Origin of the sequence: Immundisolibacter sp. (assembly GCF_014359565.1) — a bacterium.
Taxonomy (GTDB): domain Bacteria; phylum Pseudomonadota; class Gammaproteobacteria; order Immundisolibacterales; family Immundisolibacteraceae; genus Immundisolibacter.
Window position 1 is genome coordinate 221,274 of the sequence record NZ_JACIZD010000001.1, and the last position, 26,221, is coordinate 247,494.

The 26,221-nt window shown below is 70.5% G+C and carries 26 protein-coding genes; 7 read left to right on the plus strand and 19 right to left on the minus strand.

Annotation, left to right across the window (positions count from 1 at the left end; all coding sequences use genetic code 11):
* Positions 1–95 precede the first annotated feature (95 nt).
* The 18 genes from H5U26_RS01065 to H5U26_RS01150 form a co-directional block, all read right to left on the minus strand.
* On the minus strand, positions 96–1,112 hold the full coding sequence (locus tag H5U26_RS01065) for a PstS family phosphate ABC transporter substrate-binding protein (protein WP_290615771.1): 1,017 nt from the start codon (positions 1,110–1,112) through the stop codon (positions 96–98).
* An 87-nt stretch (positions 1,113–1,199) separates the two neighbouring features.
* Positions 1,200–2,471: a putative porin gene (locus H5U26_RS01070; protein WP_290615773.1), complete on the minus strand. Its 1,272-nt coding sequence runs from the start codon at positions 2,469–2,471 to the stop codon at positions 1,200–1,202.
* Positions 2,472–2,611: 140 nt separating this feature from the next.
* Positions 2,612–3,940, minus strand: a complete 1,329-nt coding sequence (gene phoR, locus H5U26_RS01075; protein ID WP_290615775.1) for a phosphate regulon sensor histidine kinase PhoR — start codon at positions 3,938–3,940, stop codon at positions 2,612–2,614.
* 4 nt (positions 3,941–3,944) lie between these two features.
* Positions 3,945–4,634 (minus strand): phosphate regulon transcriptional regulator PhoB, encoded by a 690-nt coding sequence (gene phoB / locus H5U26_RS01080; protein ID WP_290615777.1) that lies wholly within the window; start codon positions 4,632–4,634, stop codon positions 3,945–3,947.
* A gap of 74 nt (positions 4,635–4,708) precedes the next feature.
* Positions 4,709–5,392 (minus strand): dienelactone hydrolase family protein, encoded by a 684-nt coding sequence (locus H5U26_RS01085; protein WP_290615778.1) that lies wholly within the window; start codon positions 5,390–5,392, stop codon positions 4,709–4,711.
* A gap of 55 nt (positions 5,393–5,447) precedes the next feature.
* Positions 5,448–6,353 carry a dihydroorotate dehydrogenase electron transfer subunit gene (locus H5U26_RS01090; RefSeq protein ID WP_290615780.1) on the minus strand — a complete coding sequence of 302 codons (906 nt, stop codon included), beginning with the start codon at positions 6,351–6,353 and terminating at the stop codon, positions 5,448–5,450.
* A complete protein-coding gene (locus H5U26_RS01095; protein ID WP_290615782.1) occupies positions 6,343–7,629 on the minus strand; it encodes an amidohydrolase family protein in 1,287 nt (428 codons plus the stop codon). Before H5U26_RS01095 ends, H5U26_RS01090 begins: the two co-directional genes overlap by 11 nt.
* Positions 7,622–8,608 (minus strand): aspartate carbamoyltransferase catalytic subunit, encoded by a 987-nt coding sequence (locus H5U26_RS01100; RefSeq protein ID WP_290616831.1) that lies wholly within the window; start codon positions 8,606–8,608, stop codon positions 7,622–7,624. Before H5U26_RS01100 ends, H5U26_RS01095 begins: the two co-directional genes overlap by 8 nt.
* A 5-nt stretch (positions 8,609–8,613) precedes the next feature.
* A complete protein-coding gene (pyrR, locus tag H5U26_RS01105; RefSeq protein ID WP_366055871.1) occupies positions 8,614–9,075 on the minus strand; it encodes a bifunctional pyr operon transcriptional regulator/uracil phosphoribosyltransferase PyrR in 462 nt (153 codons plus the stop codon).
* Between the two features lie 22 nt (positions 9,076–9,097).
* On the minus strand, positions 9,098–9,511 hold the full coding sequence (gene ruvX, locus H5U26_RS01110) for a Holliday junction resolvase RuvX (protein ID WP_290615788.1): 414 nt from the start codon (positions 9,509–9,511) through the stop codon (positions 9,098–9,100).
* Entirely contained in the window at positions 9,508–10,071 is a 564-nt protein-coding gene (locus H5U26_RS01115) for a YqgE/AlgH family protein (RefSeq protein ID WP_290615790.1), read from the minus strand. Before H5U26_RS01115 ends, ruvX begins: the two co-directional genes overlap by 4 nt.
* A 165-nt stretch (positions 10,072–10,236) precedes the next feature.
* Positions 10,237–11,121, minus strand: a complete 885-nt coding sequence (locus tag H5U26_RS01120; protein WP_290615792.1) for an energy transducer TonB — start codon at positions 11,119–11,121, stop codon at positions 10,237–10,239.
* 13 nt (positions 11,122–11,134) lie between these two features.
* The gene (gene gshB, locus H5U26_RS01125) at positions 11,135–12,097 is read right to left on the minus strand and encodes a glutathione synthase (RefSeq protein ID WP_290615794.1); all 963 of its coding nucleotides are present in this window, start codon (positions 12,095–12,097) and stop codon (positions 11,135–11,137) included.
* Complete coding sequence (gene gshA / locus H5U26_RS01130) at positions 12,090–13,391, minus strand: glutamate--cysteine ligase (protein WP_290615796.1); 1,302 nt, start codon at positions 13,389–13,391, stop codon at positions 12,090–12,092. Before gshA ends, gshB begins: the two co-directional genes overlap by 8 nt.
* Before the next feature lie 152 nt (positions 13,392–13,543).
* Positions 13,544–15,472 carry a KUP/HAK/KT family potassium transporter gene (locus H5U26_RS01135; protein ID WP_290615798.1) on the minus strand — a complete coding sequence of 643 codons (1,929 nt, stop codon included), beginning with the start codon at positions 15,470–15,472 and terminating at the stop codon, positions 13,544–13,546.
* A gap of 43 nt (positions 15,473–15,515) precedes the next feature.
* Entirely contained in the window at positions 15,516–16,148 is a 633-nt protein-coding gene (gene msrA / locus H5U26_RS01140; protein ID WP_290615800.1) for a peptide-methionine (S)-S-oxide reductase MsrA, read from the minus strand.
* A 67-nt stretch (positions 16,149–16,215) separates the two neighbouring features.
* Positions 16,216–17,544, minus strand: a complete 1,329-nt coding sequence (gene rimO, locus H5U26_RS01145; protein WP_290615802.1) for a 30S ribosomal protein S12 methylthiotransferase RimO — start codon at positions 17,542–17,544, stop codon at positions 16,216–16,218.
* 119 nt (positions 17,545–17,663) lie between these two features.
* Entirely contained in the window at positions 17,664–18,830 is a 1,167-nt protein-coding gene (locus H5U26_RS01150) for a pyridoxal phosphate-dependent aminotransferase (protein WP_290615804.1), read from the minus strand.
* 65 nt (positions 18,831–18,895) lie between these two features.
* On the opposite strand from H5U26_RS01150, the gene H5U26_RS01155 reads away from it, so the two are divergent.
* The 6 genes from H5U26_RS01155 (at position 18,896) to H5U26_RS01180 (ending at position 23,868) form a co-directional block, all read left to right on the plus strand.
* Positions 18,896–19,480 carry an RnfABCDGE type electron transport complex subunit B gene (locus H5U26_RS01155; protein ID WP_290615806.1) on the plus strand — a complete coding sequence of 195 codons (585 nt, stop codon included), beginning with the start codon at positions 18,896–18,898 and terminating at the stop codon, positions 19,478–19,480.
* Positions 19,477–20,142 (plus strand): endonuclease III, encoded by a 666-nt coding sequence (gene nth / locus H5U26_RS01160; protein ID WP_290615808.1) that lies wholly within the window; start codon positions 19,477–19,479, stop codon positions 20,140–20,142. The genes H5U26_RS01155 and nth overlap by 4 nt, the downstream gene beginning before the upstream one ends.
* Positions 20,142–20,561 carry a DUF1841 family protein gene (locus H5U26_RS01165; RefSeq protein ID WP_290615810.1) on the plus strand — a complete coding sequence of 140 codons (420 nt, stop codon included), beginning with the start codon at positions 20,142–20,144 and terminating at the stop codon, positions 20,559–20,561. The genes nth and H5U26_RS01165 overlap by 1 nt, the downstream gene beginning before the upstream one ends.
* 331 nt (positions 20,562–20,892) lie before the next feature.
* Positions 20,893–21,987, plus strand: coding sequence for a fatty acid desaturase (locus H5U26_RS01170; RefSeq protein ID WP_290615813.1), 1,095 nt, complete (start codon positions 20,893–20,895; stop codon positions 21,985–21,987).
* Positions 21,980–22,933: a diacylglycerol kinase family protein gene (locus tag H5U26_RS01175; RefSeq protein WP_290615815.1), complete on the plus strand. Its 954-nt coding sequence runs from the start codon at positions 21,980–21,982 to the stop codon at positions 22,931–22,933. Before H5U26_RS01170 ends, H5U26_RS01175 begins: the two co-directional genes overlap by 8 nt.
* Positions 22,930–23,868 carry a hypothetical protein gene (locus tag H5U26_RS01180; protein WP_290615817.1) on the plus strand — a complete coding sequence of 313 codons (939 nt, stop codon included), beginning with the start codon at positions 22,930–22,932 and terminating at the stop codon, positions 23,866–23,868. The genes H5U26_RS01175 and H5U26_RS01180 overlap by 4 nt, the downstream gene beginning before the upstream one ends.
* 137 nt (positions 23,869–24,005) lie before the next feature.
* Here H5U26_RS01180 and H5U26_RS01185 read toward each other — a convergent pair whose 3' ends face one another.
* On the minus strand, positions 24,006–25,163 hold the full coding sequence (locus H5U26_RS01185) for a CDP-alcohol phosphatidyltransferase family protein (RefSeq protein ID WP_290615819.1): 1,158 nt from the start codon (positions 25,161–25,163) through the stop codon (positions 24,006–24,008).
* A 101-nt stretch (positions 25,164–25,264) separates the two neighbouring features.
* Here H5U26_RS01185 and H5U26_RS01190 point away from each other — a divergent pair, with 101 nt between their 5' ends.
* Complete coding sequence (locus H5U26_RS01190; protein ID WP_290615821.1) at positions 25,265–26,203, plus strand: metallophosphoesterase; 939 nt, start codon at positions 25,265–25,267, stop codon at positions 26,201–26,203.
* Positions 26,204–26,221: the final 18 nt, after the last annotated feature.

A 26,221-nucleotide genomic window follows, 5' to 3' on the forward strand; every position in this document is an offset into this window, starting at 1 on the left:
TAACCCGTCTGCGCCGGCGGCTCGATCTTGCCACCGGAAACAGTGCGGGCGGGAGGCGCATGGATGCCCCCCGCCCGCCGCCGGCAGTGCTCAGCTCAGAGCTTGCCTTCGCGCTTGAGCAGGTCTTCCACCTTCAGGCCGACCTCGGACGCACCGCCGAAGCCGGTACCCAGCTTGCCGCTGCGGAAGTTCTCCAGCGCCAGCTCATACGCCGCCGCCGGCAGGTCGACATAACCGACTTCCTTGGCCAGTTCGGCGGCGTTCTTGAGGTAAAACTCGACGAACTCACGCACTTCCGGCCGCGCCTTTGACTTTTCCTTCACGTAGATGAAGATCGGCCGGGACAGCGGCACATAGGCGCCGTTATTGACCGTTTCCAGCGACGGGACAACTGCCGGGGCACTGGCATTGGCCTTGATCGGCACCGCCTTGAGCTTGTCCTTGTTCTCTTCATAGTAGGCAAGCCCGAAGTAGCCCAGCGCGCCCTTGTCGCGGGACACGAACTGCACGATCACGTTGTCGTCCTCGGAGGCCTGGTAGTCGCCACGGGACGACTTGGCCTTGGCCATGACCGCTTCGGTGAAGTAGTCGAAGGTGCCGGAGTCGGCGCCCGGACCGGCCAGCTTGAGCGGCACGTCTGGGAAGCTGTCGCGAATCTGCTTCCAGCTGGTGACCTTGCCCTGGGCGGCCGGCTCCCACATTTTCTTCAGTTCTTCCACCGTCAGGTAGTCGACGAAATCGTTGTTCTTGCTGACCACAACCGTGAGCGCGTCATAGGCCACCGGCAACTCGTAGTACTTCACGCCGGCCTGGGCGCACAGAATCATCTCCTCCTTGAGAATCGGCCGCGAGGCATCCGAGATGTCGGTCTCGCCGCGGCAGAAGCGCTTGAAGCCGCCACCGGTGCCGGAAATGCCGACCGTCACCTTGGTGCCGCCGGACGCCTTCTGGAATTCTTCTGCTACCGCCTCGGTGATCGGATACACGGTGCTGGAACCGTCGATTTCGATCAGCCCGGCGGCATGCGCAGCGCCGGCCGACCAGCCACCCAGCGCGGCCAGCAGGCCGGCGGCGCGCAGGGTCGCCTTCACGGAATCAGGAAAATATTTCATCGTGCGTACTCCTTGAGTTGAGCATCGGAAAATGCGGCGGCCTCCCAGCATGGGCGGCCGCCATTACCGGCGCGTGACGAACGGCGATCAGAACTTGGCCTCTACGTCCACCTGCAGGGTGTTGACGCTGGCGTCGTCGGTGAAGCGGCTGGCGACGTCGGACTCGGCCATGAAATAGGTGGTGCCAATCGAGAAATTCTTGCCCAGGTCGTATTTGAGCTTGAGCTTGTGGCCACGCGAGCCGACGTAGCCGGCGGCGAAGTCCGAATCGGTGAACGCCCCGACCACGCCGTTGCGCTGCACGTCGCGGTAGTTGTAGTCGACGCCGACGTCGAACAGGCGCGTCATCACACCGACCAGCCAGGCCTGGTCCTGATCTTCGTCGATGCCGCGGGCCGCGCCGTTCTTCACGTACTGGCCATACACCGACAGCGGCAGCGGCAGGCCGATCACGTCCAACTGCCCGAAGGCCTCGTACAGGCGGAACTCGTCGGTGGTGTTGCCGTTCACGCGCAGCGCGGTGCTGTCTTCATCGTTGTCGTAGGCATAGACGCTGCCGCCAAGGGTGACCTTGAAGCTGTCACCCGGGAAAAGGCGCGTGCCGACCTGGCCGGCGTACAGGCGCAGGTCGTGCTCGAACTGCACGCCCTCGCCGTCGATGTTGTCCTGCAGCACGTAGTAGCCGGCGCTGCCAAACACCTCCGTGCCGCCGAACAGGCGCTTGTAGGTGACGGCGCCACCCTCGGGGTTGATGTCGCCGTCCCAGATGACGTCGCCCATGCTCACCCACGGCTGCTTCATCTTGCCGCCCAACACCTTCAGGCCCGGCACCTGCAGCGGGTGATAGTCGATGTAGGCCAGATCCAGCCACAGATCCTTCTTGTTGAAGTAATCGTTCATATCCTGGTTGGTGGAGCGGGCGTCCTTGCCGCCGCCGGAGGCGATCTGGATGCCGGCCTCGACCTCGGGATTGACCTGCGTGAAGGCGCCGAGGCGGGCGCGGATGCGCTGGCGGTCCCTGTCACGGCCGTTGTCGGGCTCGTCCTCGATGTGGATGTTCTCGTAGCGCACGCGCACGTCGCCCTTGAGCTGGGTGTTCATGGCCCAGGCGAGCTTCTGCTGCAGCGCGGTCATCTCTTCCGACTTGACCTGCTTGCTGGCGGTGCGCTCGGCGGCTTTCGTCTCGCGCGCCAGATCGGCGGACAGTTCGGCGTGCTGGGCTGCGGTGATCGAGCCGTTGGCCAGCAGCATGTCGAGCAGCTTGGCATCGACCGCCGCATGGGCCGGGACGACGGCGGCGAGCAACAGGCCGCCGCACAGGCGTGCGGTGCGGGCAGTGGCAAGACGCGTGTGACGCATGTTCGAAATCTCCCTGTGCGAGGCGGGCGGCGCACTCGCCACCCTGCGGAAGCCGGCCCGTCAGGGGTCCGGCCGAGACGACCGGCACGCTGCCGGCTCGAGAAGCCGCGCAAGTGTCACAGTGATCTATGACAAACAAGTTACAGATGGGGTGCGTTCGTTACAGCGGGGCCGGTGGCCACGCGCCGGCTCAGCGCAGGCGCAAACACGCAGCTGAAGGTGCTGCCCTGACCCACCTGGCTGCGGATGCGCAGTTCGGCCTCGTGCCGTGCCAGGGCATGCTTGACGATGGCCAGACCCAGGCCGGTGCCGCCCTTGGCCCGTGAGCGGCTGGCGTCGACCCGGTAGAAGCGCTCCGACAAACGCGGCAGGTGCTCGGCGGCGATGCCCTCGCCGTTGTCCTGCACCTCCAGCACCGGTCGGTCGTCCTGCAGCCGCCAGCGAATGGTGATCGTGCTACCGTCGGGCGTGTGCTGCACGGCGTTGCCGACCAGGTTGGAGAAGGCGCTGCGCAGCTCGGATTCGTTGCCGCGCAGCCACAGGCCCGGGTCGGCGTCGATGTCTATCCGGTGCCGTCGGCTGCCGCTGAGCGCGATCGCCTCGCTGCGGATCAGCTGCAGCAGGTTCGGAACGTTGACGTCGCTGTCCGCGCTGTGGCCGCCGTCACCTTCCAGCTGCGCCAGCATCAGCATGTCGTCGATGATGCGCTGCATGCGCAGCGTCTGCTGGGTCATCAGGTCGAACGGGCGGCGCCAGCGTTCGGGCACTGCCGCACCGTCCCGCGCCAGCGTCTCCAGGAAGCCATAAACCACCGTCAGGGGGGTGCGCAGCTCGTGCGAGGCGTTGGCGACGAAGTCCCGCCGGACTTGTTCCAGTCGCCGCACCTGCGTGACGTCGCGCACCACCAGCAGCCGGCGGCCCTGGCCGAAGCTGACGATCTGGGCGTGCAGCATGAGGTCGTCGCCCTGCGGCGCCGGGAACTCCATGCCGGCCGCGCGCTCGCCCTCGCCGCTGAAATACCGTGCAAAGGCCGGGTGGCGCACGACATTGGTGATGCGCTGGCCAAGGTCGCGCGGCGTGCGCAGGCCCAGCAGGCGCTGCGCGGCCTCGTTGCACCAGTCGATGCGGCCATCCTCGCCCAGCAACACGGCCGCATCGGGCAGGGCGGCGCTGGACTCCTCGAAGCGCTGCACGATCTGCGCAAGACGGCGCTGGGCGGCCGTCGCTTCGCGCCGTGACCGGTGCAGGCGCTCGAACAGCTCGCCCCACAGGCCCACCGACTCGGGCGTGTCCGCATCGCTGCCCAGACGGGCCATCAGGCGCAGGATGTTGCGAATGTGCCAGGCGATGTAGATCAAAAGACCCAGGCCGGCACCGGTGCCGGCATCGCCCGCCATCCAGCCCAGCAGCGCACCACCGGCCAGCAGCCCGCCGCCGAGGGCGGTCTCGGCCACCGCGCCGCGAATCACCGGCTCAGTCTTTGGCGGACAGCCGGTAGCCGGCTCCGCGCACGGTCTGGATCAGCCGGTCCTTGCCGGCCGGCAACAGTGCCTCGCGCAGGCGCCGTACGTGCACGTCCACGGTGCGTTCCTCGATATACACATTGCGACCCCACACCTGGTCGATGAGCTGGCCGCGACTGTATACCCGGTCCGGGTGGCCCATCAGGAACTGCAGCAGGCGAAACTCGGTCGGGCCGACTTTCAGTTCACCGTCACCGTGCAGCACGCGGTGACCCACCGGGTCCAGCCGCAGTCCGTCCACGGCCAGCTCCTCGCCGGCCGCATGCGGTGCGGCGCGGCGCAGCACGGCCTTGATGCGCGCGGCCAGTTCGCGCGGCGAGAAGGGTTTGGTGATGTAGTCGTCGGCCCCGGCATCCAGGCCGGTGACCACGTCGGCTTCCTGCGTGCGGGCAGTCAGCATGATGACCGGGATGTCTCGGGTAGCGGCGTCGCGCTTGAGCTCGCGCGCGAACTCGATGCCGCTCTGGCCGGGCAGCATCCAGTCCAGCACCACCAGGTCGGGATTGCTGTCCGCGACTAGGGCACGGGCGCGGCGCACGTCGCCGGCCACATCGCAGCGGTAGCCGCTGTCGGCCAGCGCGAAGGTGAGCATCTCGCAGATGGCCGGCTCGTCTTCGACGATGAGGATGCGTATAGGCATGGATGCCCGCCTGGTCTATCGAGGCGCGTATTGGGCGATAGCATTGTTTCAGTTCGGCGACAGGCCGTAACAATTCAGCCCAGGTGCCGGCGCAGGAAATCCAGGCTGCGCTGCCAGGCCAGACTGGCCGCCGCCGCGTCGTAGCTGGCGCGCTGGTCGCAGTTGAAGCCGTGATCGGCCGGGTACACGTGCACTTCCGTTTCCTTCAGTCCGGCGATGGCGGCGCGCAGCTTGTCGACGTCCGTCATGGGTATGAAATGGTCTTTCTCGCCGAAGTGAAACTGGATCGGGCAGCGGATGTTGCCGGCCTCGTCCAGGAAGTTGGCGATGCCGCCGCCGTAGTAGGCCACCGCCGCGTCCGGCTGCAGGTTGGCCGCGCTGCGGTAGGCCAGCAGGCCGCCCATGCAGAAGCCCAGCACCGCCACCTTGCCGCCGTGGGCGCGACAATCGGCGATGCAGGCATCGATGTCGGCCAGCGCCTTGGTGTGGTCGAGCGCCTGCATCAGCTCGAAGCCGCGACCGAAGTCGGCCTGCTCGTAGCCCAGCTGCACGCCCGGCTCACTGCGGTGGAACAGATCCGGCGCCAGGGCGTTGAAGCCGGCCGCTGCAAGGCGGTCGCACACCGAACGGATGTGACTGTTGACCCCAAAAATCTCCTGGATGACGACCACGCTGCCGGCCGGCTTGCCGGAGGCGGTGGCCAGGTAAGCCGAAAACTGGCCGTCGCTGGTTTTGAGGGTGACATCTTTGCCGGGCATGGGGCTGCTCCTGTGATGTAAAGGTTGATTCGCCGGGCGGGCCGCGGCGAGCGGCTCAGGCGCCGGCGGTGTAAAGGTCCGGATAGACCGCTGCGGCATCGAACACCGGTCCGTCCACACAGACCCGCGCCATGGCCGGTCCATCGGGCGTCGCCAGTTCGACCACGCAACCTGCGCAGCCGCCCACGCCGCAGGCCATATGCTCTTCCAGGCACAGCTGCGCCGGCAACCCATAGCGGGCGGCCACCGCCGCGGCGGCGCGCAGCATGGGCGTCGGGCCGCAGGCGGCGATCTGGGTTTGCGCCAGCACATCCGCGCCAAGGGTCGCCAGATAGGCGTCGGCCAGTTCCGTGACGTGGCCCTCGTAGCAACCGGGAAAGCCCTGCCCGGATGCCAGGCGGCTGGGAATGCCCCAGTCCTCGGCCAGCGGCAGGGCGGCGATGATGCCCCGCGGCATGCCGTCCACCAGCATGGCCGACGGGCGCGGCTGGAACGGAAACGCCACTTCGGAGCCCAGCAGCAGCAGCGGCTGCCAGGGCACCGGATTGGGTGAGCGCAAGGTCTGCGCCAGGAACAGCATCGGCGGCATGCCGACGCCACCGCCGATGGCGAGCACCCGCGGCCGCGTCGGATCGGGGCGAAACGGCCTGCCGATCGGCCCCAGCACGCTGATCGCCTCGCCGCGCTGGCGCGTCGCCAGCTGCCGGGTGCCGACGCCGACCGCCTTGTACAGCAGCTCGATCTGCCCGCTGTGCACCGTGGCACGCAGAATCGACAGCGGCCGGCGCATCGGCAGGTCCGGCCCGCAGCGCAGGTGCACGAACTGCCCCGGCCGGGCGCGCGCGGCGATGCCCGGCGCCGTCAGGCGCAGCAGGTAATGGCCGCCCGGCAGCGCCTCGTTGGCGTCGACGATGGCGTCCTGCAGCAGGATGCTGCCCGGCGCGCCGGCCTCACCGGCCATCGGCGGGCTCCTGCAAGCGATAGACGGCCTGCCCGCCCAGCAGCGTCAGCAGCACCCGGCCGCGCAGCGTCCGTCCCCACACCGGCGTGCACTGCGCGCCGCTGTGCCAGGTGCTGGCATCCACCGTCCAGGCGCGACCCGGGTCCACCACGCACAGGTCGGCCAGGGCCCCAACCGCCAGGCGCCCGCCGTCGCCCAGCACCGCCGCCGGGCCGCTTGTGACGGCCGCCAGGGCCCGCGGCAGGGGCAGCCCGCCGCCCTGCACCAGGTCCAGGATCAGCGGCAGCAAGGCCTCGAAGCCGGCCACGCCGGCGGCGCAACGGGCGAACGGCTGGCGCTTGGCCTCGCCATCGTACGGCCGGTGGTCGGAGCAGACGGCATCCAGCGTGCCGTCGGCCAGCGCCTCGCGCAGCGCCGCCCGGTCGCCGGCCTCACGCAGCGGCGGGCGCAGGTGAAAGGCCGGGTCGTAGGCGCCGATGTCCAGGTCCGTGTAGTGCAGGTTCCAGATCGGCGTGTCGGCCGTCACCGGCAGGCCGGCGCCCTTGGCGGCGCGCAACAACGCCACGCCGGCCGCGCTCGACAGGCCGTGCAGGTGGATGCGCGTGTCGCAAGTGGTGGCCAGCGCCAGGGCCAGCGACAGCGCCGCCACCTCGGCGGCAACCGGAATGCCGGTCAGGCCAAGCTGCGCGCTGACCGCGCCCTCGTGCATGCAGCCGCCGGCGGCAAGCTGCGCGTCCTCGGCATCGACCACCACCGTCAGATCGTGCCCGCGCGCATATTCGAAAGCCCGGCGCAGCACGCGCGCGCCGATGGGCTGGCCACCCTGGCCGACCAGCCGGCAGCCGGCGCGCCGCAGCAGGCCAAGCTCGGCCAGTTGCTCGCCGCAAAGGCCCGCCGTCAGCGCGCCGATCGGCGCCAGGCGCAGCAGGCCGAGCGCCCGCGCGCCGTCGCGCAGGCGGCCGATGACGGCCGGGCTGTCCAGGCCCGCATCCACGCGCGGCGCAACGGCAAGCTGGGTGATGCCGCCGGCCGCCGCGGCCAGCAGCTCGCCGCGTGACAGCGCATCCGGGCTGCCGACCTGGCCGGACAGGTCCACCAGCCCGGGCAGCACCCAATGTCCGGCGACGTCGATGATCTGCCCGCGCGCGCTGTCCGGCGCCGCGCCAAGGCCGATGATGCGCCCGCCCTCGATGTGCACGTCCAGCTGCGCGTCGGTGCCGCTGGCCGGGTTGATGACCCGCCCGCCGCGCAAGGTCAGGCGCGTGGTCTCAGGCATCGGTGTCCGCTCCCCGGCCGGCGGTCTGCGCCAGCACCGCCATGCGGATGGCGATGCCGTTGGTGACCTGCGGCAGGATCAGCGAGCGCCCGCCGTCGGCCACCGCGGAGGCGATCTCGACGCCGCGGTTGATCGGGCCGGGGTGCATCACCAGTGCGTCGGGTTTGGCCACCGTGAGCGCCGTTTCGGTGAGTCCGTACAGCTCGAAATACTCGCGATCGGACGGCACGAAGCCGCCGGCCATGCGCTCGCGCTGCAGGCGCAGCATCATCACCACGTCGACGTCGGCCAGGCCCTCGCGCGGGTCGTGACAGACCCGCGCCCCCAGTTGCGCCAGGCGCTGCGGCACCAGCGTGGCCGGGCCGACCAGGCGGATGTCGCTGACGCCCAGCAGGTGCAAACCGGCCAGCTGCGAGCGGGCCACGCGCGAGTGCAGCACGTCGCCGACGATGGCCACCTTCAGGCCGGCCAGGCTGCCGCGGCGTTGGCGGATCGTGTACAGGTCCAGCAGCGCCTGCGTCGGGTGCGCATGGCAGCCGTCGCCGGCATTGACCACCGCCACCTGCGGCGCCACGTTACGGGCGATCAGGTGCGCCGCGCCGCTGTCGGCGTGGCGCACCACGAAGGCGTCGGTCTGCATGGCCTGCAGGTTGGCGATGGTGTCGAGCAGGCTCTCGCCCTTGGAGGTGGACGAGGCCGGCACGTCCAGCGTCACCACGTCGGCCGACAGCCGCTTGGCGGCGATCTCGAAGGTGGTGCGGGTACGGGTCGAGGCCTCGAAGAACAGCAGCACCACGGTCTTGCCGCGCAGCAGCGGCACGTTCTTGACGCTGCGCGCGCCAACCTCGACCAGCGAGTCGGCCAGCGTGAACAGCTCCTCCAGCGTCTCGCGGCGCAGGCCCTCCAGCGTCAGCAGATGGCGCAGGCGGCCCTGCGCGTCGTACTGGATGGCGCCCAGTCGCTGCGCCAGGCCGGACAACTCGCTCACGCCGCCTCCAGGTCGAGGTGCAGCGGGTCGGGCCCGCTCAGGCGCAGCCGCTGGCCGGGGGGCACGTCCAGTCGCAGGCCGACCGCATCGGCGCAGACCGGCAGCTCGCGCCCGCCGCGGTCGACCAGCACCGCCAGGCGCACGCAGGCCGGGCGGCCGAAGTCGAACAGCTCGCGCAGCGCCGCCTGCACGGTGCGCCCGGTGTGCAGCACATCGTCGACCAGCAGGATGTGCCGGCCGTCGACGCTGGGCGGCAGGTTAGACGGGCGGACCTGGCCCTTGAGGCCACCCAGGCGCAGGTCGTCGCGGTAAAAGCCGGCGTCCAGGCTGGCCAGCGGGGCGCTCACGCCAAGGCGCTCATGCAGCCAGCGCGCCAACCACACGCCGCCGGTCTCGATGCCGACCAGCAGCGGATCGGGCAGCGCCAGCGCCGCGCAGGCGTCGGCCAGCTGCTCCAGGCTCGCGGCCAGTTGCGCGTCGCTAATGCTGCTCGGCAAGCCAGGTCTCCACGATGATGGCGGCGGCCATGGCGTCGCGTTCGCGGCGCACCGCCTCGTGCCGCCGGCCGTCGGCCAGCAGGCGCGCCTCGGCCTCGTGCGAGGAAAGGCGCTCGTCGACCAGCGCCACCGGGGTGCCAGTGCGTTCGCCAAGCGCGGCCGCGAACTGTCGCGCGGCCAGGCTGACCGGCGTGTCCGTGCCGTCGGCCGCCAGCGGCAGACCGACCACCAGTTGCGTCGGTCGCCACTGGGCGAGCAGGGCATCGACATCGGCCCAGCCGGCGGCCTGCGGATTGGGCAGCGTGGCCAGCGGCGTGGCCGTGCCGGTCAGCGCCTGGCCGGTGGCCACGCCGATGCGCTTGTGGCCGTAGTCGAAGCCGAGCACCAGGCCGCTCACGCGTGTCCGGCGCGGTTGGGCAGCAAGGCGATGTCGACGCCGATCGAGGCCGCCGCGGCCCGCCAGCGCTGGTCGGCGGGCAAGTCGAACAGAATTCCGGCGCTTGCGGGAGCCGTCAGCCAGGCATTGTCGGCCAGTTCCTGTTCGAGCTGCCCGGCGCCCCAGCCGGCGTAGCCCAGGCAGACCAGGAAATCGTCCGGGCCGACGCCGCGGGCGATGCTCGCCAGCAGGTCCATGGAGCCGGTCAGGCCGATCTGGTCGGTCACCGGCAGGGTGGAGTCCCAGCGCCCGAGCGGGCGGTGCAGGATCAGGCAGGCGTTTTGCTGCACCGGGCCGCCGCCGTACACCGGCTGGCCGGCGATGGCATCGGTGGCCGGTTTCAGGCCAACCTGCTCCAGCAGGTCGCCGAGCGTGATCTCCAGCGGCCGGTTCACGATGAGGCCCAGCGCGCCGTGCTCGCCGTGTTCACAGACATAGCTCACCGTCTGACGAAAATTGTCGTCCGCCAGCGCCGGCATGGCGATCAGCAGGTGGTGGCTCAGATCGAGGGTTTCGGCCATGGCCGCATTCTAGCAGTGGGGCCGGCTAGGCCTGATTGAAAAGGCAGAATCGGTGGTGCCTGTCGCGCCGCTTCGCTGCGCGATGCTTTGTCATGTACACCCCATCGCCTGTCCACAGCGCCATGCAGCGCCCCACACCACCACCGGGTCCGGTTGCACCCGCGATCACTCGCCCGCCAGGGCACGCCCATCCAGAAATTGCCAGGTGCGGGTGATGACCAGTATGTCCGCCTCGGCGCGGATGTCCGGCGGAAAGGGCGCATACGGCGCCGCCCAGCGCACGATGTCCTGCGCCGCCCGATCGAGGACCGGGTGCCCGGAACTGCGGCGCAGGGTGGCGTCGACCAGACTGCCGTCGGGACTGATGCGCACGGCCAGGACGAGGCTGCCGGACAGGCCCTCGCGGCGCGCCTCGGCCGGGTAGTTGAGCTTGCCGACCGCCTCCACCTTGCGCCGCCAGGCCTCCATGTAGGCGGCGTATTTGTATTCACGCGTGCGGGCGGTGATGAACTTCTCGCGCGGAATCTTGGCGTAGGCGCGCTGCTGGCTGTCCAACCGGGCCTCCAGCTGCGCGTAGCGACGGGCGCCGCTGAGGAGTTCATCGGCGCTCGGTGGCTGCGCCACCGGTCCCGGCTGCGGCGCGGTCGGCACCCGCGCGGGCTTCGGTGTGGTGCTCGTCAGCAGCTGGCGCTGGACCGGCGCCGGCGCTGCCACGGCCGGCTTCGGTTTCGGCGATGGCGCAACCGCTGCCGGTGCCGGCCGGCCGGGGGCAACGCTGGTCGGCAGGCGCGGCTTGGACTGGTTGCCGCCGCCGTCCTGACTGGCCTCGGCCAGGTAGTCGGCGGACCTGGGGGGCTTGGCGGCCGGCGGGCGCTGCACCAGGGTGATTTCCAGCCGCGGCGCGGCGGCCGGGGCCGGCGGCCGGGGCGGCGTGATGTGCAGTCCGATCGCCAGCGCAAGATGCACCGCCAGCGCGTACAACACGGTCAGCGCCAGCCGGCTGCTGGCCGGCGTCGCTGGCGCCGGCGGCAGGACGGGCGCGTAGCTCATGCAACGGCGGCGGTCAGCGCCCGGCCAGGCGGCTCTCGATGGCGTCGAACACCTGACCGGCGATGTTCAGGCCGTAGATGGCATCCAGCTCCCGCGCGCAGGTGGGGCTGGTGACGTTGATCTCGGTCAGATACTCGCCGATCACGTCCAGGCCCACGAACAGCAGGCCCTTCTCGCGCAGCGTCGGCCCGACCTGGGCGGCGATCCAGCGGTCGCGCTCGGTCAGCTCGCGGCCCTCGCCGCGACCCCCGGCCGCCAGGTTGCCGCGCGTCTCGCCGGCCGCCGGGATGCGCGCCAGGGCGTGCGATACCGGCTCGCCGTCCACCATCAGGATGCGCTTGTCGCCGTGCACGATGTCCGGGATGTAGCGCTGGGCCATGATCGGCCGGGCCTGGTAGCGGGTCAGGGTCTCGATGACGACGCCCAGGTTCGGGTCGCCCTCGCGCAGGCGAAACACGGACGCGCCGCCCATCATGTCGAGTGGCTTGAGGATCACGTCGCCGTGCTCGTCCAGGAAGGCCCGGATGTGCCGCTCCGAGCTGGTGACCAGCGTCGGCGGCGTGCACTGGCCGAACCAGGCCGTGTAGAGCTTTTCGTTGACCTCGCGCAGCGCCTGCGGGCGGTTGACCACCAGCACGCCGGCATGCTCGGCGCGTTCGAGCAGATACGTGGTGTACAGGTATTCCTGGTCCACCGGCGGGTCCTTGCGCATCAGGATCACGTCCAGCTCCGCCAGCGGGCCGTACACCTCGCCGCGAAAGGCGAACCAGTGCTTCGGATCGTCGAACACCTCGACCAGCTTGCGGTTGGCCAGCACCTGCCCGTCGCGCATCAGCAGGTCCGACTGCTCCATGTAGTGGATTTCGCAGCCACGCCGCTGGGCCTCCAGCATCAGCGCCAGGGTGGTGTCCTTCTTGGGCTTGATGTGGTCGATGGGGTCCATGATGACCCCGACCCGGTACTTGAACTCAGCCATGGGCGGCCATCTCCCGCGCCGCCGCCACCAGCGCCAGGCGCGCCACCACGCCGTAGGCATAGAAGCGGTTGGGCGCGGCGTCCGGCGCCTGGCCGCAGTCCGGCGTGTTGCAGGGTTCGACGAAGGCCAGCGGCTCGAAGTGCATGCCGGGTGCGTTCAGGTTCTCGTCCGCGCCGCGCCCGGTGTGCACCCGGTAGAAGCCGCCGACCACGTGCTGGTCGATCATGTACACCACCGGCTCGGCCACGGCCGGCGGATCGCCCACGGTCTCGAAGGTATAAACACCCTCCTGCATGATGACCTGGCGCACCGCCTGGCCCTCCTTGCTGGCCGCCATGCGCTTGCGCTCCTTGCGGTTCAGGTCGCGCACGTCGTCCACGCTGCGGGCGGTCATCACGCCCATGCCGTAGCTGCCGGCGTCGGCCTTGATGATGACGAACGGTTCGCGGTCGATGCCGTACTCGTCGTATTTCTTGCGGATCGAGGTCAGCAGCACGTCCAGGTTGCCGGCCAGGCAGTCCTCACCGGTGCCGGCCATGAAGTCGACCTCGCCGCACTGGCGAAAGTACGGGTCGATGAACCACGGATCCAGGTCGATGCGGGCGCCGAACTCGCGCGCCACGTCGTGGTAGTGACGGAAATGCTCGGACTTGCGCCGCTGCGTCCAGCCCAGCGCCATCGGCGGCACCACCGGCTGGCTGATGCCTTCCAGGATGGCCGGCCGGCCGCCGGAAAGATCGTTGTTCAGCAGCACGAAACAGGGATTGAAGCCGGCCACGCCGACCCGGTCGTCACGGCGCTCGATCGGCTCCAGGCGCAGGCGGGCGCCCGACGGCAGGCTCACGGTCTGCGGTTCGGCGAGGTCCGGCAGCAGCGAACCGATGCGCACCTCGTAGCCGGCGCTCTCCAGGATGCGCCGCAGCACGACGACGTTTTCCAGATAGAACAGGTTCCGGGTGTGGCTTTCCGGCACCAGCAGCACACCACAGGAGCGCGGGCAGACGCGCTCGATGGCGGTCTGCATGGCCTGCACGCACAGCGGCAGGAAGCGCTCGCCAAGATTGTTGAAGCCGGCGGGGAACAGGTTGGTGTCCACCGGCGCCAGCTTGAAGCCGGCGTTGCGCAGGTCCACCGAGCAGTAGATCGGCGCCGGCGTGGCGCGAAACTGCTCGCGAAACCAGCCTTCGATGGACACCTGTGCCTGCAGCAGTTGCGTCTCCAGGCGCAGCAGCGGCCCGGTCAGGGCGGTGGTCAGGTGCGGCACCGTCGACAGTATGGGCAAGGGCTCGGTCATGGCGTGACTTCAGATCGCATAGCGGCCCGGTATTGAAGCACAGGCCGTGCGTCAGCCTCGCGGCCGAGGCGGGCGTGGGAGCGGCTCCCTCGCCGCGAACATCCGGCCGCTCGTTCGGCCCGAAGGCTGGCCTCCCACGATCGCCTGCCGGATCAGGCGCGGTCCGCGTCGCGCGCCCGCACCGGCACCGCGGCTTCCACCCACAGGCCGATTTCCACCGCCTGGCGCGGCGGGATGCGGTAGAAATCGGTGGCGCGCAAGGCGTTGCGGAACATGAACACATACAGCCGCTCGCGCAGGCGGTCGAACCAGGGCATGTCGGGCGGCACGATCAGCGTCTCGCGGCCGATGAAATACGTCACTTCGGTCGGGTCCACCGGCAGGCCGTGGGCCGAGGCCGCCTCCATCGCGCGGGGCAAATCCGGGCTCTCGGCAAAGCCGTAGCGCACGAACAGCCTGTAGAAACCCTGCTCCAGCGGTTCCACGGCGAGGCGCTCGTCGGGCGGCACCCGCGGCGTGTCACGGTTCTCCACCGTCAGCAGGATCACCCGCTCGTGCAGCGCATGGGCATGGCGCAGGTGGTGCTGCAGAGCCGGCGGCACGCCCAGCTTGGGCGCGGTCATGAACACCGCCGTGCCCGGCACGCGGGCCACCCGCTCGCGCGCCAGGTACGAGAACAGCGTCGGCAGCGGCAGGGTCTCGGTGCGCAGCATGCCGATCAGGTTGCTGCGGCCCCAGGTCCAGGTGCTCATCATGCCGTACAGCACGGCGGCGGCCGCCAGCACCATCCAGCCGCCGGCCGGCACGCGCAGCATGTTGGCGCTGAAGAACGACACGTCCACGATCAGGAACAGACCGGTCCACAGCGCCGCAAACAACAGCGGCAGACGCCAGCGCCAGCGCATGGCCAGGAACAGCATGCCGGTGGTGATGATCATGGTGGTGCTGATGGCAACGCCGTAGGCATTGGCCAGCGCCGCCGAGGAACCGGCCGCCAGCACCACCGCCAGCGTAATCAGCATCAGCAGGGTGTTCAGCGCCGGCACATAGATCTGCCCGCCGGTCTCGGCCGAGGTCTGAACGACCTGTACGCGCGGGATGACGCCCATCTGGATCGCCTGGCGCGTCAGCGAGAAGGCGCCCGAGATCACCGCCTGCGAGGCGATCACCGTCGCCACCGTCGCCAGCGCGATCAGCGGGTACAGCGCCCAGTCCGGCGCCAGCTCGAAGAAGGGCTGCTTGACCGGCTCGGGCGAGCTCAGGATCAGCGCGCCCTGCCCGAAGTAGCACAGCAGCAGCGCCGGGAACACCAGCGCGAACCAGGCGTACTGGATCGGCCGGCGGCCGAAATGACCAAGGTCCGCGTACAGCGCCTCGGCGCCGGTCACCACCAGGAACACCGAGCCCAGGATGCGCACCGCAGCCCAGCCCTCGTGGTACAGGAAAGCCGCGCCGTAGGCCGGGTTGATCGCCGCCAGCACGCCCGGGTGGCGCACGATCTGCACCGTGCCGAGCACCGCCATGACCACGAACCACACGGCCGTGATCGGCCCGAACCACACCCCGATGCGCGCCGTGCCGCCGCGCTGGATGCGAAACAGCGCCAGCAGGATGCCGACCGTGATCGGCAGCACCAGCGGTGCCAGCTGCGGCGCCGCGACTTCCAGGCCCTCGATGGCGCTGAGCACCGAAATGGCCGGCGTCAGCACGCCATCGCACAGCACCAGCGCCGCCCCTAGCACGGCCATTTTCTGCAACAGCGGCCCCAGCCGGGCGCCGCCACGCTGTCGCTGCGGCCGCAGCAGCGCCAGCAGCGCCAGGATGCCGCCCTCGCCGCGGTTGTCGGCGCGCAGGACGACCATCTGGTATTCGATCGAGATCAGGATGGTCAGGGTCCAGAAGATCAACGACAGCACGCCCAGCACGTTGTCGTGCGTGGGCTCCACGCCATGCGCCAGGCACTCGCGCAGGGCGTAGATCGGGCTGGTGCCGATATCGCCATAGACCACGCCCAGCGCGCCCAGGCCGAGCAGGCCCAGGCGGCGCAGCCGCGGCTGCCCGGAAACCACCGGCGGGCTCACGCTGTCAGCCCTGCCGAAGGCGTTGCCGGGTGCCAGGCGATCATCATCCGCAGCGCACGCCCGTGCCACCCAGGCCGCAGTAACCGCCCGGGTTCTTGGCCAGGTACTGCTGGTGGTAGTCCTCGGCGTAATAGAACGGCCCGGCAGGGGCGATTTCGGTGGTCGGCGGGCCGTAGCCTGCGCCCGCCAGCGCCTTCGCGTAGGCGTCGCGGGAGGCTTGCGCCGCCGCCAGCTGGGCGGCATCGAAGGTGTAGATGGCCGAGCGGTATTGGGTACCGATGTCATTGCCCTGGCGCATGCCCTGCGTCGGGTCGTGGCTTTCCCAGAACTCGCGCAGCAAGGCCTCGTAGCTCACCCGGGCCGGGTCGAACACCACCAGCACCACCTCGGCATGGCCGGTGGCGCCGCTGCAGACTTCCTCGTAGGTAGGGTTCGGCGTGTGGCCGCCGGCGTAGCCGACCGCCGTGCTGACCACGCCGTCGATCTGCCAGAAGCGCCGCTCGGCGCCCCAGAAACAGCCCAGGCCGAACAGCGCCTGCTGCAGGCCGGCCGCGAACGGGCCCTTGATCGGCTGGCCGTTGACGAAATGCCGGTTCGTCACCGGCATGGGCGTGGCCCGGCCGGGCAGGGCCTGGGCCGCGGTTGGCAGTTCCAGCGATTTTCCGAACAAGCGCATGAATACCCCCGCAGGCAGCGTGGTTGCGACGCAAAAGTATAGGCGTGCGCCCGGAACCGGCCGGAATTCAGCCCAATTGGGGCACGGCGTACAGGTCGTGCTCGTCGGCGTCTTCGACCTCGACCAGCAGCACGTCGCCGACCGCCACGCCCTCGGCGTCGGTCAGATGGACCACGCCGTCGATTTCCGGCGCATCGGCGTAACTGCGGGCGATCACACCCTCGTCGCCGACCTCGTCCACCAGCACCTCGATGGTGCGACCGATCTTGTCCTGCAGGCGCCGGGCGCTGATCGCCGCCTGTTTTTCCATGAAGCGCGCCAGGCGCTCGCGCTTGATTTCTTCCGGCACGGCGCCGGGCAGGGCATTGGCCGCGGCACCGGTCACCGGCGAGTAGGCAAAGCAGCCGACGCGGTCCAGTTGCGCCTGGTCCAGGAACTCCAGCAGGGCCGCGAAATCGGCCTCGGTCTCGCCCGGAAAGCCGACGATGAAGGTGCTGCGGATGGCCAGGTCCGGGCAGATATCGCGCCAGGCGCCGATACGTTCGAGCGTGTTTTCCACGTGTGCCGGGCGGCGCATGGCCTTCAGGATGTGCGGGCTGGCATGCTGCAGCGGCACGTCCAGGTACGGCAGCAGCAGGCCGTCGGCCATCAGCGGGATCAGCGCGTCGACATGCGGGTAGGGGTACACGTAATGCAGGCGCACCCACACGCCCAGCTCGCCCAGCGCGCGGGACAGCGTCAGCAGGTCGGTGCGCAGCGGCCGACCGCCGTGAAAGCCGGTGCGGTATTTGATGTCCACGCCGTAGGCGCTGGTGTCCTGCGAGATCACCAGCAGCTCGCGCACGCCGGCGTCGACCAGCGCCTCGGCCTCGGTGAGCACCTCGCCAATCGGCCGGCTGACCAGGTCGCCGCGCAGGGACGGGATGATGCAGAAACTGCAGCGGTGGTTGCAGCCCTCGGAAATCTTCAGATACGCGTAGTGCGGCGGCGTCAGGCGCAGGCCCTGCGGCGGCAGCAGGTCGACATAGGGATCGTGTTCGCGCGCAGGCGGCGGCGGCAGGTGCTTTTGTACTGCGGCGACCACCTCGGCGTAGGCGTGCGGACCGGTGACCGCCAGCACCTGCGGATGGCGCTCGAGGATGGCGCTGGCGTCGGCGCCCAGGCAGCCGGTGACGATGACCTTGCCGTTTTCGGCCAGCGCCTCGCCGATGGCGTCGAGCGACTCCTGCCGGGCCTCGTCGATGAAACCGCAGGTGTTGACCACCACCAGATCCGCGCCGGCGTAGCTGTCCGACAGCGCATAGCCGCCGCCGCGCAGCTCGGTCAGGATGCGTTCGGAGTCCACCAGCGCCTTGGGGCAGCCCAGGCTGACAAAACCGATCTTGGGGGGGCTCATGCGGCGGGGACGGGAAACGCGAGGGGCGACGATTCTATATCAGCGCCCGTCGGGGCACCGGCTGGCACCTGGCGACCCGCCGCACCGGCCGGGCAGAAGCATGTCGTCGCGCGGCGCCTTCATGCCAACAGGCGGCCGAGCCGGTCGATGGCCTCGCCGAGGCGCTCGCGGGAGGTGGTGTAGGCAAAGCGCAGGTGCGTGCGCGCCGTGTGCGGACCGAAGTCCAGGCCCGGCGTGGCGGCCACGCCGCCCTGGTCCAGCAGGCGCAGGCACAAGGCGGAGCTGTCATCCGCAAAGCGCCCGCAGCCGGCATAGATGTAGAACGCGCCCTGAGGCGTCACCGGAATGTCGAAACCGAAGCCGCGCAGCGCCGGCAGCAGCAGGTCGCGGCGGGCCCGGAACTCGTCCCGCCGCTGGTCGAGCAGCGCCAGCGTGGCCGGCTCGAAGGCGGCCAGCGCCGCGTGCTGGGCCGGCGTCGGCGGCGCGATGAACAGGTTCTGCGCCAGTTTTTCGACCGGCCGCACCAGCGCCTCCGGCACCACCGCCCAGCCCAGGCGCCAGCCGGTCATGCCGAAGTACTTCGAGAAGCTGTTCACGACGATGGCGTCGGCGTCGCAGGCCAGCGCCGTGGTGGTGTCGGCGTCGTAGATCAGGCCGTGGTAGATCTCGTCGGCGATCAGCGCCACGCGGCGCTGGCGCAGCAGCGCCGCAATGCGGGCGAGTTCTTCACGGTCGATGACGGCGCCGGTCGGGTTGGCCGGCGAGGCCAGCAGAACGGCCCGCGTGCGCGGGGTGAGCGCGGCCTCGATCTGCGCCGCGGTCGGCTGCCAGCCGGTGTCCGGGCCGACCGGCAGCTCCACCGGCACGCCACCGGCCAAGCGCGCGAAGTGCCGGTTGCAGGGGTAGCCGGGGTCGGTCAGCAGCACCTCGTCGCCGGGGCCGATCAGCGCCCACAGCGCCAGTTGCAGCGCGCCCGAGGCGCCGACCGTGACCACCACCTGCCGCGGCTCGACCGCCACGCCGTGGCGCGTGCGGTAAAAATCGGCAATCGCCTCGCGCAGCGCCGGCAGGCCCAGCGCCAGCGTGTAATGAGTGTGGCCGTCCCGCAGCGCGCGGATGCCGGCCTCGACGATCGGCTCGACAGTCGCGAAGTCCGGCTCGCCGACTTCCATGTGCACGATGTCGCGCCCGGCCGCGGCGGCGGCCTGGGCGTGGCCCATCACTTCCATGACGTGAAACGGCGCGATGTCCGCGATGCGGGTGGCGGGGCGAAAACGGTCGGTCATCACGTGATGCGGCGGGCAGCGAACGCGGGCCGGCAGTCTAGCAGCGGGCGCTAAAATGCCGCGCCATGAGCTCGCTTGCCGACACCATCGACGCCCTGCTGCCGCAGACCCAGTGCGGGCGCTGCGGTTACGAGGCCTGCCGGCCGTATGCGCAGGCGCTGGCGGCCGGCGAGTGCGACCTGAACCGCTGCCCGCCGGGTGGCGAGCCAACCATCGCCGCGCTGGCGACGCTGCTCGGCCGTCCGGCGCAGGCGCTGGACCCGGCCTGCGGGCCGGCACCGCCGCCGCAGCGGGCGTGGATCGATCCGGCAGCCTGCATCGGCTGCACCAAGTGCATCCAGGCCTGCCCCGTGGACGCCATCGTCGGCGCCAGCAAGCGTCTGCACGGCGTGATCGGGCAGGAGTGCAACGGCTGCGGCCTGTGCGTGGCGCCGTGTCCGGTCGACTGCATTCATCTGTTGCCGCAGCCGGCCGAAAGCAGCCAACAACGGGCCGCGCTGGCGGCCACCAACCGGCGCCGTCACGACGCGCGCCGGCGGCGCCTCGCCGCCAAGGCCGCCGCTGCGCCGCCGGCGCCAAGCGGTCCCTCGCCTGAGGTCCAGACTGCCCTGGCGCGGGCGCGCGCATTGCTGGCTGCCCGCGGCGCATGAACGCCCAAAAACGCAGGCAGATCTATGAACGCCTGCAAGCGGCCCTGCCGGCGCCGACCACCGAGCTGCACTACCGCTCGCCCTTCGAGCTGCTGATCGCGGTGATCCTGTCGGCGCAGGCCACCGACAGGAGCGTCAACCAGGCCACGGCGACGCTGTTTGCCGCCGCCAACACGCCGCAGGCCATGCTCGCGCTGGGGGTGGAGGGCGTCACGGCGCACGTGCGGCGCATCGGCCTTTTCAACAGCAAGGCGCAGAACATCATCAAGACCTGCCGGATCCTGGTCGAGCAGCACGGCGGCCAGGTGCCGCGCGACCGGGCGGCGCTCGAGGCGCTGCCCGGCGTTGGCCGCAAGACCGCCAACGTGGTGCTGAACACGGCCTTTGGCGAGCCGACCATCGCCGTCGACACACACATCTTTCGCGTCGCCAACCGCACCGGTCTGGCGCCGGGCAAGACCGTTCGCCAGGTCGAGGACCGCCTGCTGAAGGTCACGCCGCCGCAGTTCCGCCGCAACGCCCACCACTGGCTGATCCTGCACGGTCGCTACACCTGCACCGCGCGCCGGCCGCGCTGCGGGCAGTGCCTGATCGCCGACCTGTGCGAGTGGCCGGACAAGGCCGCGGCGGTGGCGGCGGCCGGCACCGCGCAGGCCGCCTGATGTTCGGCCAGGACCGCGACAGCCTGCGCCGGGCCTACACCGAAGCCTGGCAGCGCCATCGGGACGGCCTGCCGCTGGACGCGCAGCAGCAGCGCATCGCCGATGTGGTGGCGCTGCACCCGGAATATCAGGCCTTCGTGCTGACGCCGGACGCGCTCGCGCAGGACTTCGACGGCAGCGACGGGCGCACCAACCCGTTTCTGCACATGGGCCTGCACATCGCCATCCATGAACAGCTCGCCACCGGCCTGCCACCGGAAGCGGCGCAGGCGCACCAGCGTCTGGCCCGGCGCCTGGGCGACGCCCACGCCGCCGAGCACCGGCTGATCGACTGCCTGGCGCAGACCCTGTGGCAGGCGCAGCGCGACGGCCGCGCACCGGACATGGACGCCTACCGCGAGGCGCTGCGGCGGCTGTAGAAAACGGCCCCGCGGCCGGACTTCATCTTGATCCTGGCTCAAGGCGCCCCGATCTGCCCTGCTAAACTGCCCGCCAGTTCCGGCCCTGCGGCCGTGCCTGCGCAAACCGCCGATGAACTCATGCCCTCATTGGCCGGGCACCTGCCGCGGGAACGCCATGCAGGCGCGCCGGTCTTCGCCGAGCCGGCCGTGGCTGAAGATTCGCGGCGGGGCGCCGCTCCCACAAGGACGCCGCTTCCACAAGGGGCCTCACCGACCCCGATCAGTCGCCAGTGCGTGCACAGAACGACAGAATCTCCCCATCCGCGCCCACGCCAATGGACCACCCGGGATGAATGCACCCTCGCCCAACACCACCCCCGACCGCTTCGAGCTCGAGCAAATGCGCCGCCTGGTGGCGGACCTGTTCGCCTACCGACCGGCGCTGTACTGGGTCGATTTCATCCTCAGCGCCGGCCTGGGCTACGCGCTGGCGCTGGCGTACCTGACCGGCAGCGGGCCGGCGTGGGCCCAGGCGCTGGCCTTCGTCGGTGCCGGCGTGCTGCTGTTCCGGGCCGGCACCTTCATGCACGAGATCGTGCACATGAACGGCCAGGTCATGCCCGGCTTCCGGCTGGCCTGGAATCTGTTCTACGGCATCCCGCTGCTGATGCCGTCGCTGATGTACCGGAACCACCTGGATCACCACAACGTCAACCGCTTCGGCACGCCGCAGGACGGCGAGTACCTGCCGCTGGGCAGCGCGCCCACCGGCGAGACCATCAAGTACCTGCTCCAGGTGCCGATCCTGCCGCTGCTGGCGGTGCTGCGCTTCCTGGTGGTGACGCCGCTGTCCTACCTGCATCCGGGCCTGCGACGCTGGGTGATGCGCCGCGCCTCGTCCTACGGCTCCAATCCCTACTATCAGCGCCAGGTTCCGCCCGACGAGCCGCTCGCGCTGTGGGCGCTGCAGGAGTGGGCCTGCTTTGCCTGGCTGGCATTCCTGACCGGCCTGTTCGTGACCGGCGTGCTGCCTTGGGCGCTGCTGGGCAAGGTCTATTTGCTGATGACCTTCGCCATCGGCCTTAACTGGGTGCGCAATCTGGCCGCTCACAAGTACGTCAACACCGGCGCGCGCATGAGCCTGCAGGGCCAGCTCGAGGACTCGATCAACATCACCGGTCAGACCTGGCTGACGGCGCTGCTGTTTCCGATCGGCCTGCGCTACCACGCACTGCATCACCTGTTCCCGGCCATGCCGTATCACTCGATGGGCGAGGCGCACCGGCGGCTGATGGCGCAGTTGCCGCCCGATGCAGCCTACCGGAAGACCGACTATCCCAACTTTTTCGCCGCCGTTTCGCAGCTGTGGCACGGCGCCCGGCAAAGCGCCGGCAACGGCGCGCTGATGCAGACCTGGCGCCAGCACGGCGCGCCCGGTGGCTGAACAGGCAAGCGTCGGCGTCATCAGCAATCCGGCCAGCCGGCATAACGCCCGCGGCGGCCTGGCGGCGATCGAGGCGGTGCTCGCCGGCCAGCCGGCGATTCCCCACCGGCAGGCCCGAACGCCGCAGCAGATCGAGGCCGCGCTCGCGCAACTGGCCGCCGCCGGCACGAGCTGCGTGGTGCTCAGCGGCGGCGACGGCACCGTGCAGGCGGCGCTGACCGCCCTGTCGCTGCGCTCGCCGTTCGCCTCGCCACCGAGGCTGCTGGTGCTGGCCAGCGGCACCACCAACATGAGCGCCTACGACCTGGGCAGCCACGGTCGTCCGGAGCGGCTGCTGCGCCGTCTGCTGACGGGCCGGCTCGCCCTCACGCGCCGGCGCGTGCTGTGCGTGCGGGAGGCCGACGGCACCACCCGCTGCGGATTTTTCTTCACTGCCGGCGGCCTGCCGCAGGCGGTACGGGATTGCCGCGCGTTTCGCGAAACCAGCGCCCTGCCGGGCATGCGCGGCGCGCTGGGCACGGCCACCTGGATCGGCGGGCGACTGCTGCGCCTGCTGGCCGGCCGCGAACCTTTCGAAGCCTTGGCGCTCAGCTATCAGCCGGACGCCGAACCGGTCCGCCGCTGCGAGGCGCTGCTGCTGCTGGCAAGCACGCATCAGCGCCTCGCCCTCGGGCTGAGGCCGTGGTGGGGCGCCGGCAGCGGCCCGATCAGGACCACGTTGATCAGCCGGCCAGCGCGGCGCCTGGCGCGGGCGCTGCCGGGACTGCTGCGCGGGCGCCCGCCGGCCTTTGCGAATGCCGCCGCCGGCTACCAAAGCCATGCAGTCAGCACCTTGCATCTGACGCCGACCGGCGGCTACGCGCTCGACGGCGAGGATTACTTTCCACCCGCCGGCAGTGAGCTGGCGATCAGCGCCGGCCCCGAGTTCGAGTTCCTGCAGCCATGAGCGGCCCTGCCGGCGAGGCCCTGCGTGAGGCCATCGACCGCCTGATCGACGCGCCTGCCCCGCCGGGTGCCCAGGCCCTGGCGCAGGCGCTGCGCGCGCGCCACGGCGCCAGCGTGGCGGCGGTGCTGTTCTACGGCTCGAACTTTCGCCGCGCGGACGACCGCGAGGGCCTGCTGGACCTGTACCTGCTGGTCGACGACTGCCGCACGGCGCTCGGCAGCAGCCTGTCCGCGCTGGCCTGCCGGCTGCTGCCGCCCAACGTCTATTACCTGGAACTGCCGGTCGATGGCCGCACCGTGCGCTGCAAGTACGCGCTGCTGGAGCTGGCCGTGTTCGGCCGCTACATGACCGCCCGGCAAAGCTATTTCTGGGGCCGCTTCGGCCAGGCCAGCGGCCTGCTGTACGCACGTGACGCAGCAGCCCGCCAGCAGGTGATGCGGGCACTCGCGCAGGCCGTGCTGACCCTGCTCGGCAGTGCGCTGCCGCTGCTGCCGAATGAAGTCGACGAAGCCGCCTGGTGGCAGACGGCGCTCGCCGCCTGCTACGGCGCGGAGCTGCGCCCGGAGCGGCCAGGGGCGGTCGAGGGACTGGTGCGCGATCTGGCGCCCTGGCGTGAACGACTCACGCCGCTGGCCGCCGCCTGCCTGGACGGCGTGCAGCGGCAGGACGGGCACTACCGCATAACGCTGGCGCCCGGCCGGCGCTGCCTCGGGCGCCTGGGCTGGACAGTCCGCCGCCTGCTCGGCAAGACGCTGAACGTGGCGCGCCTGGTCAAGGCCGCGTTCACCTTCGCCGGCGGCGCCGACTACCTGCTGTGGAAGGTCGAGCGCCACTCCGGCGTGCGCATCGAGCCAACGCCCTTGCTGCGCCGCCACCCGCTGCTGGGCATCTGGGGCGTGGCCTGGCGGCTGTGGCGACGGGGTGGCTTCAGATAGCGCCGGGCGACCTGCGCGCGGGCGCAGTCATCCGGTCCGGAAGATTCGCGGCGAGGGCGCCGCTCCCACCGCAGGTGTAGAAGGCCCGCCCTCGGACCGAAGATCGTCGACGCAAGCCCCGGCCGAACACGGACACCTCAGCTGGCAAACCAGCGCACGGCGCGGCTGCCGGTGGGGATTTCACGCCCGACCTGCTCCAGCCACGACACCAGCGGGCCGCGTTGCCGTGCAACGATCCCCTGAGCGACCCGCACCCACAGCAGCAGTGTCGACAGCACCGTCCAGCCGGCCACCAGCCACAGGCCCAGCGCCGGCTGGCCGACCAGGGCGCACAGCGTCAGCATCAGCAGGTTCGGATTGCGCCGGGCGGTGATCAGGCGGTTGTAGGAGTCAAACGGCCGCCACACGAACAGCGAGAACCTGGCGCAGAAGCCCTGGAAGCCGCCCTCGGCCAGGCGCCCGCCGATGTAAGCTGCCACGATCACCCAGATCAGCGTCTGCGTCGGCACGCTGCCCTCGGGCAGGCCCAGCGCCCAGGCGGCGTACCAGAACGGCGGATGGATCAGGTCGATACCGTGGTCCAGGATGTCGCCAAAACGGGTGGACTTGACCGTCACCCGCGCCAGCTTGCCGTCGACCGTGTCCAGAAAGGTCATCAGCCAGGCGCACACCAGGCCCGGCAGCCACCAGCCGCCCCAGAAGGCAAGGCCGGCGGCAACGGTCAGCGCCAGGCCGGTCAGCGTCACCTGATTGGGCGTGATGCCGCGCCGGGCACAAAAACCGGTCGCCGCCCGCGCCGGCGCCGGCCACCACCACTTGGTGATGAAATCGGTGACGCCCTTGTAGGCGGTGCCGAACAGGCGCCGCTCCAGGTCGGTCTGCTCGGCGGGCGTAACGTGCAGCACGTAGGGCGTCGAAACCTTGCGCAGCTTCTTCTGATAGGCGGTGGTCAACGTAGTGGGGAGCTCGACCACATAGCCGTCGGGCGGCTGCTGTCCGGTCAGCACGGCCTGCGCACGCGTCGCACCGCCCACCGGTGCGTGCAGCGCCACCAGCGGGCCGTCATCGCTCGCGCGCAGCGCCACGCCGGGCGCATCGACCAGCGCCGCGATTACCCGCTCGTCGAACAGATAATCAGCGCGCAGGCACAGCACGCTGCGCTGCTGCGGCGGCGCGGCCCCGTCATCCAGCACCTCGATGCCGAGCTTGCCCAGCACGCGCCGCAGGCGTTCGCGCCCGCCAAGGCCCCACAGACGAACCGGCGCTTCGCCGGCAAGATACGCGACCGGTTTCACTTTTCAGACCCACTCATCGGCTGGCAAAAAAGCGTGCAATCGTATATCAAGCCTGCGCCGCCATCCGCGCGCCGCGCCCGCCTTCAGGCCACCCTGCTTTCGTGTCCAGCATCAAACCGAACGAGCCGAACCCCGCCAACGCCCCGCCGAGCGAATGGGCGCTGGCGCATTTGTCGGACCTGCACCTGACCGATCCGCTGGCAGACGCGGACGCGCCGCTGGCGATCAAGCAGCGCCTGGGTCGCGCCTCCTGGCGTCGCCGCCGCAGCCACGTCCATCAGCCGGCGCTGCTGGCCGCCCTGGCGGCAGACCTGCACGCCCAGGCACCGCGCCAGATCGCCATCAGCGGCGATCTGGTGCAGATCGGGCTGCGGCGCGAGTTCGAGCAGGCCGCCGACTGGCTGGCCGGCTTTGCGCCGCCGGCGCGCCTGCTGCTGGTGCCGGGCAACCACGAGGCCTACGTGGCCAACACCTGGCAGGCCGGCCGCGAATGCTGGCGCCCCTACCTGCCGGGCCCAGCCGACGGCGAACCGTGGCTGCAGCGTCGCGACTGGCTGCTGCTGATCGGCCTGTCGAGCGCCGTGCCGAGCTGGCCTGGCCTGGCCACCGGCACGCTCGGCGGGGCGCAGATCGCCGCCCTGGACGCGGCGCTGCAAGCGGGCGCCGACGAAGGGCTGTTTCGGGTCATCGTCGTCCACCATCCACCGGCGGCCGGCGTGGTCGGCTGGCGCAAGCGCCTGACCGATCATCGCCAGTTCGCGCAGGTCATCGCGCGCCGCGGCGCCGGGGTGATCCTGCACGGCCACGCCCACCGGGCGACGCTGTCACACCTGCCCGGTCCGACCGGCCCGGTGGCGGTGGTCGGCGCGCCGTCGGCTTCGGCACTCGACCAACGCCCCGACCGCATGGCCGGCTACAACCTGCTGCGCATCCGGCCAGCCGCGCACGCCTGGCAGCTGCGCCTGAGCCGGCGCGTCTTCAGGCCGCAGACGCGGGACTTCGACTGGCAGGAACACCACGACCTGACCAGCCACGGCTGAGACGGCCGCCTGCGCCGT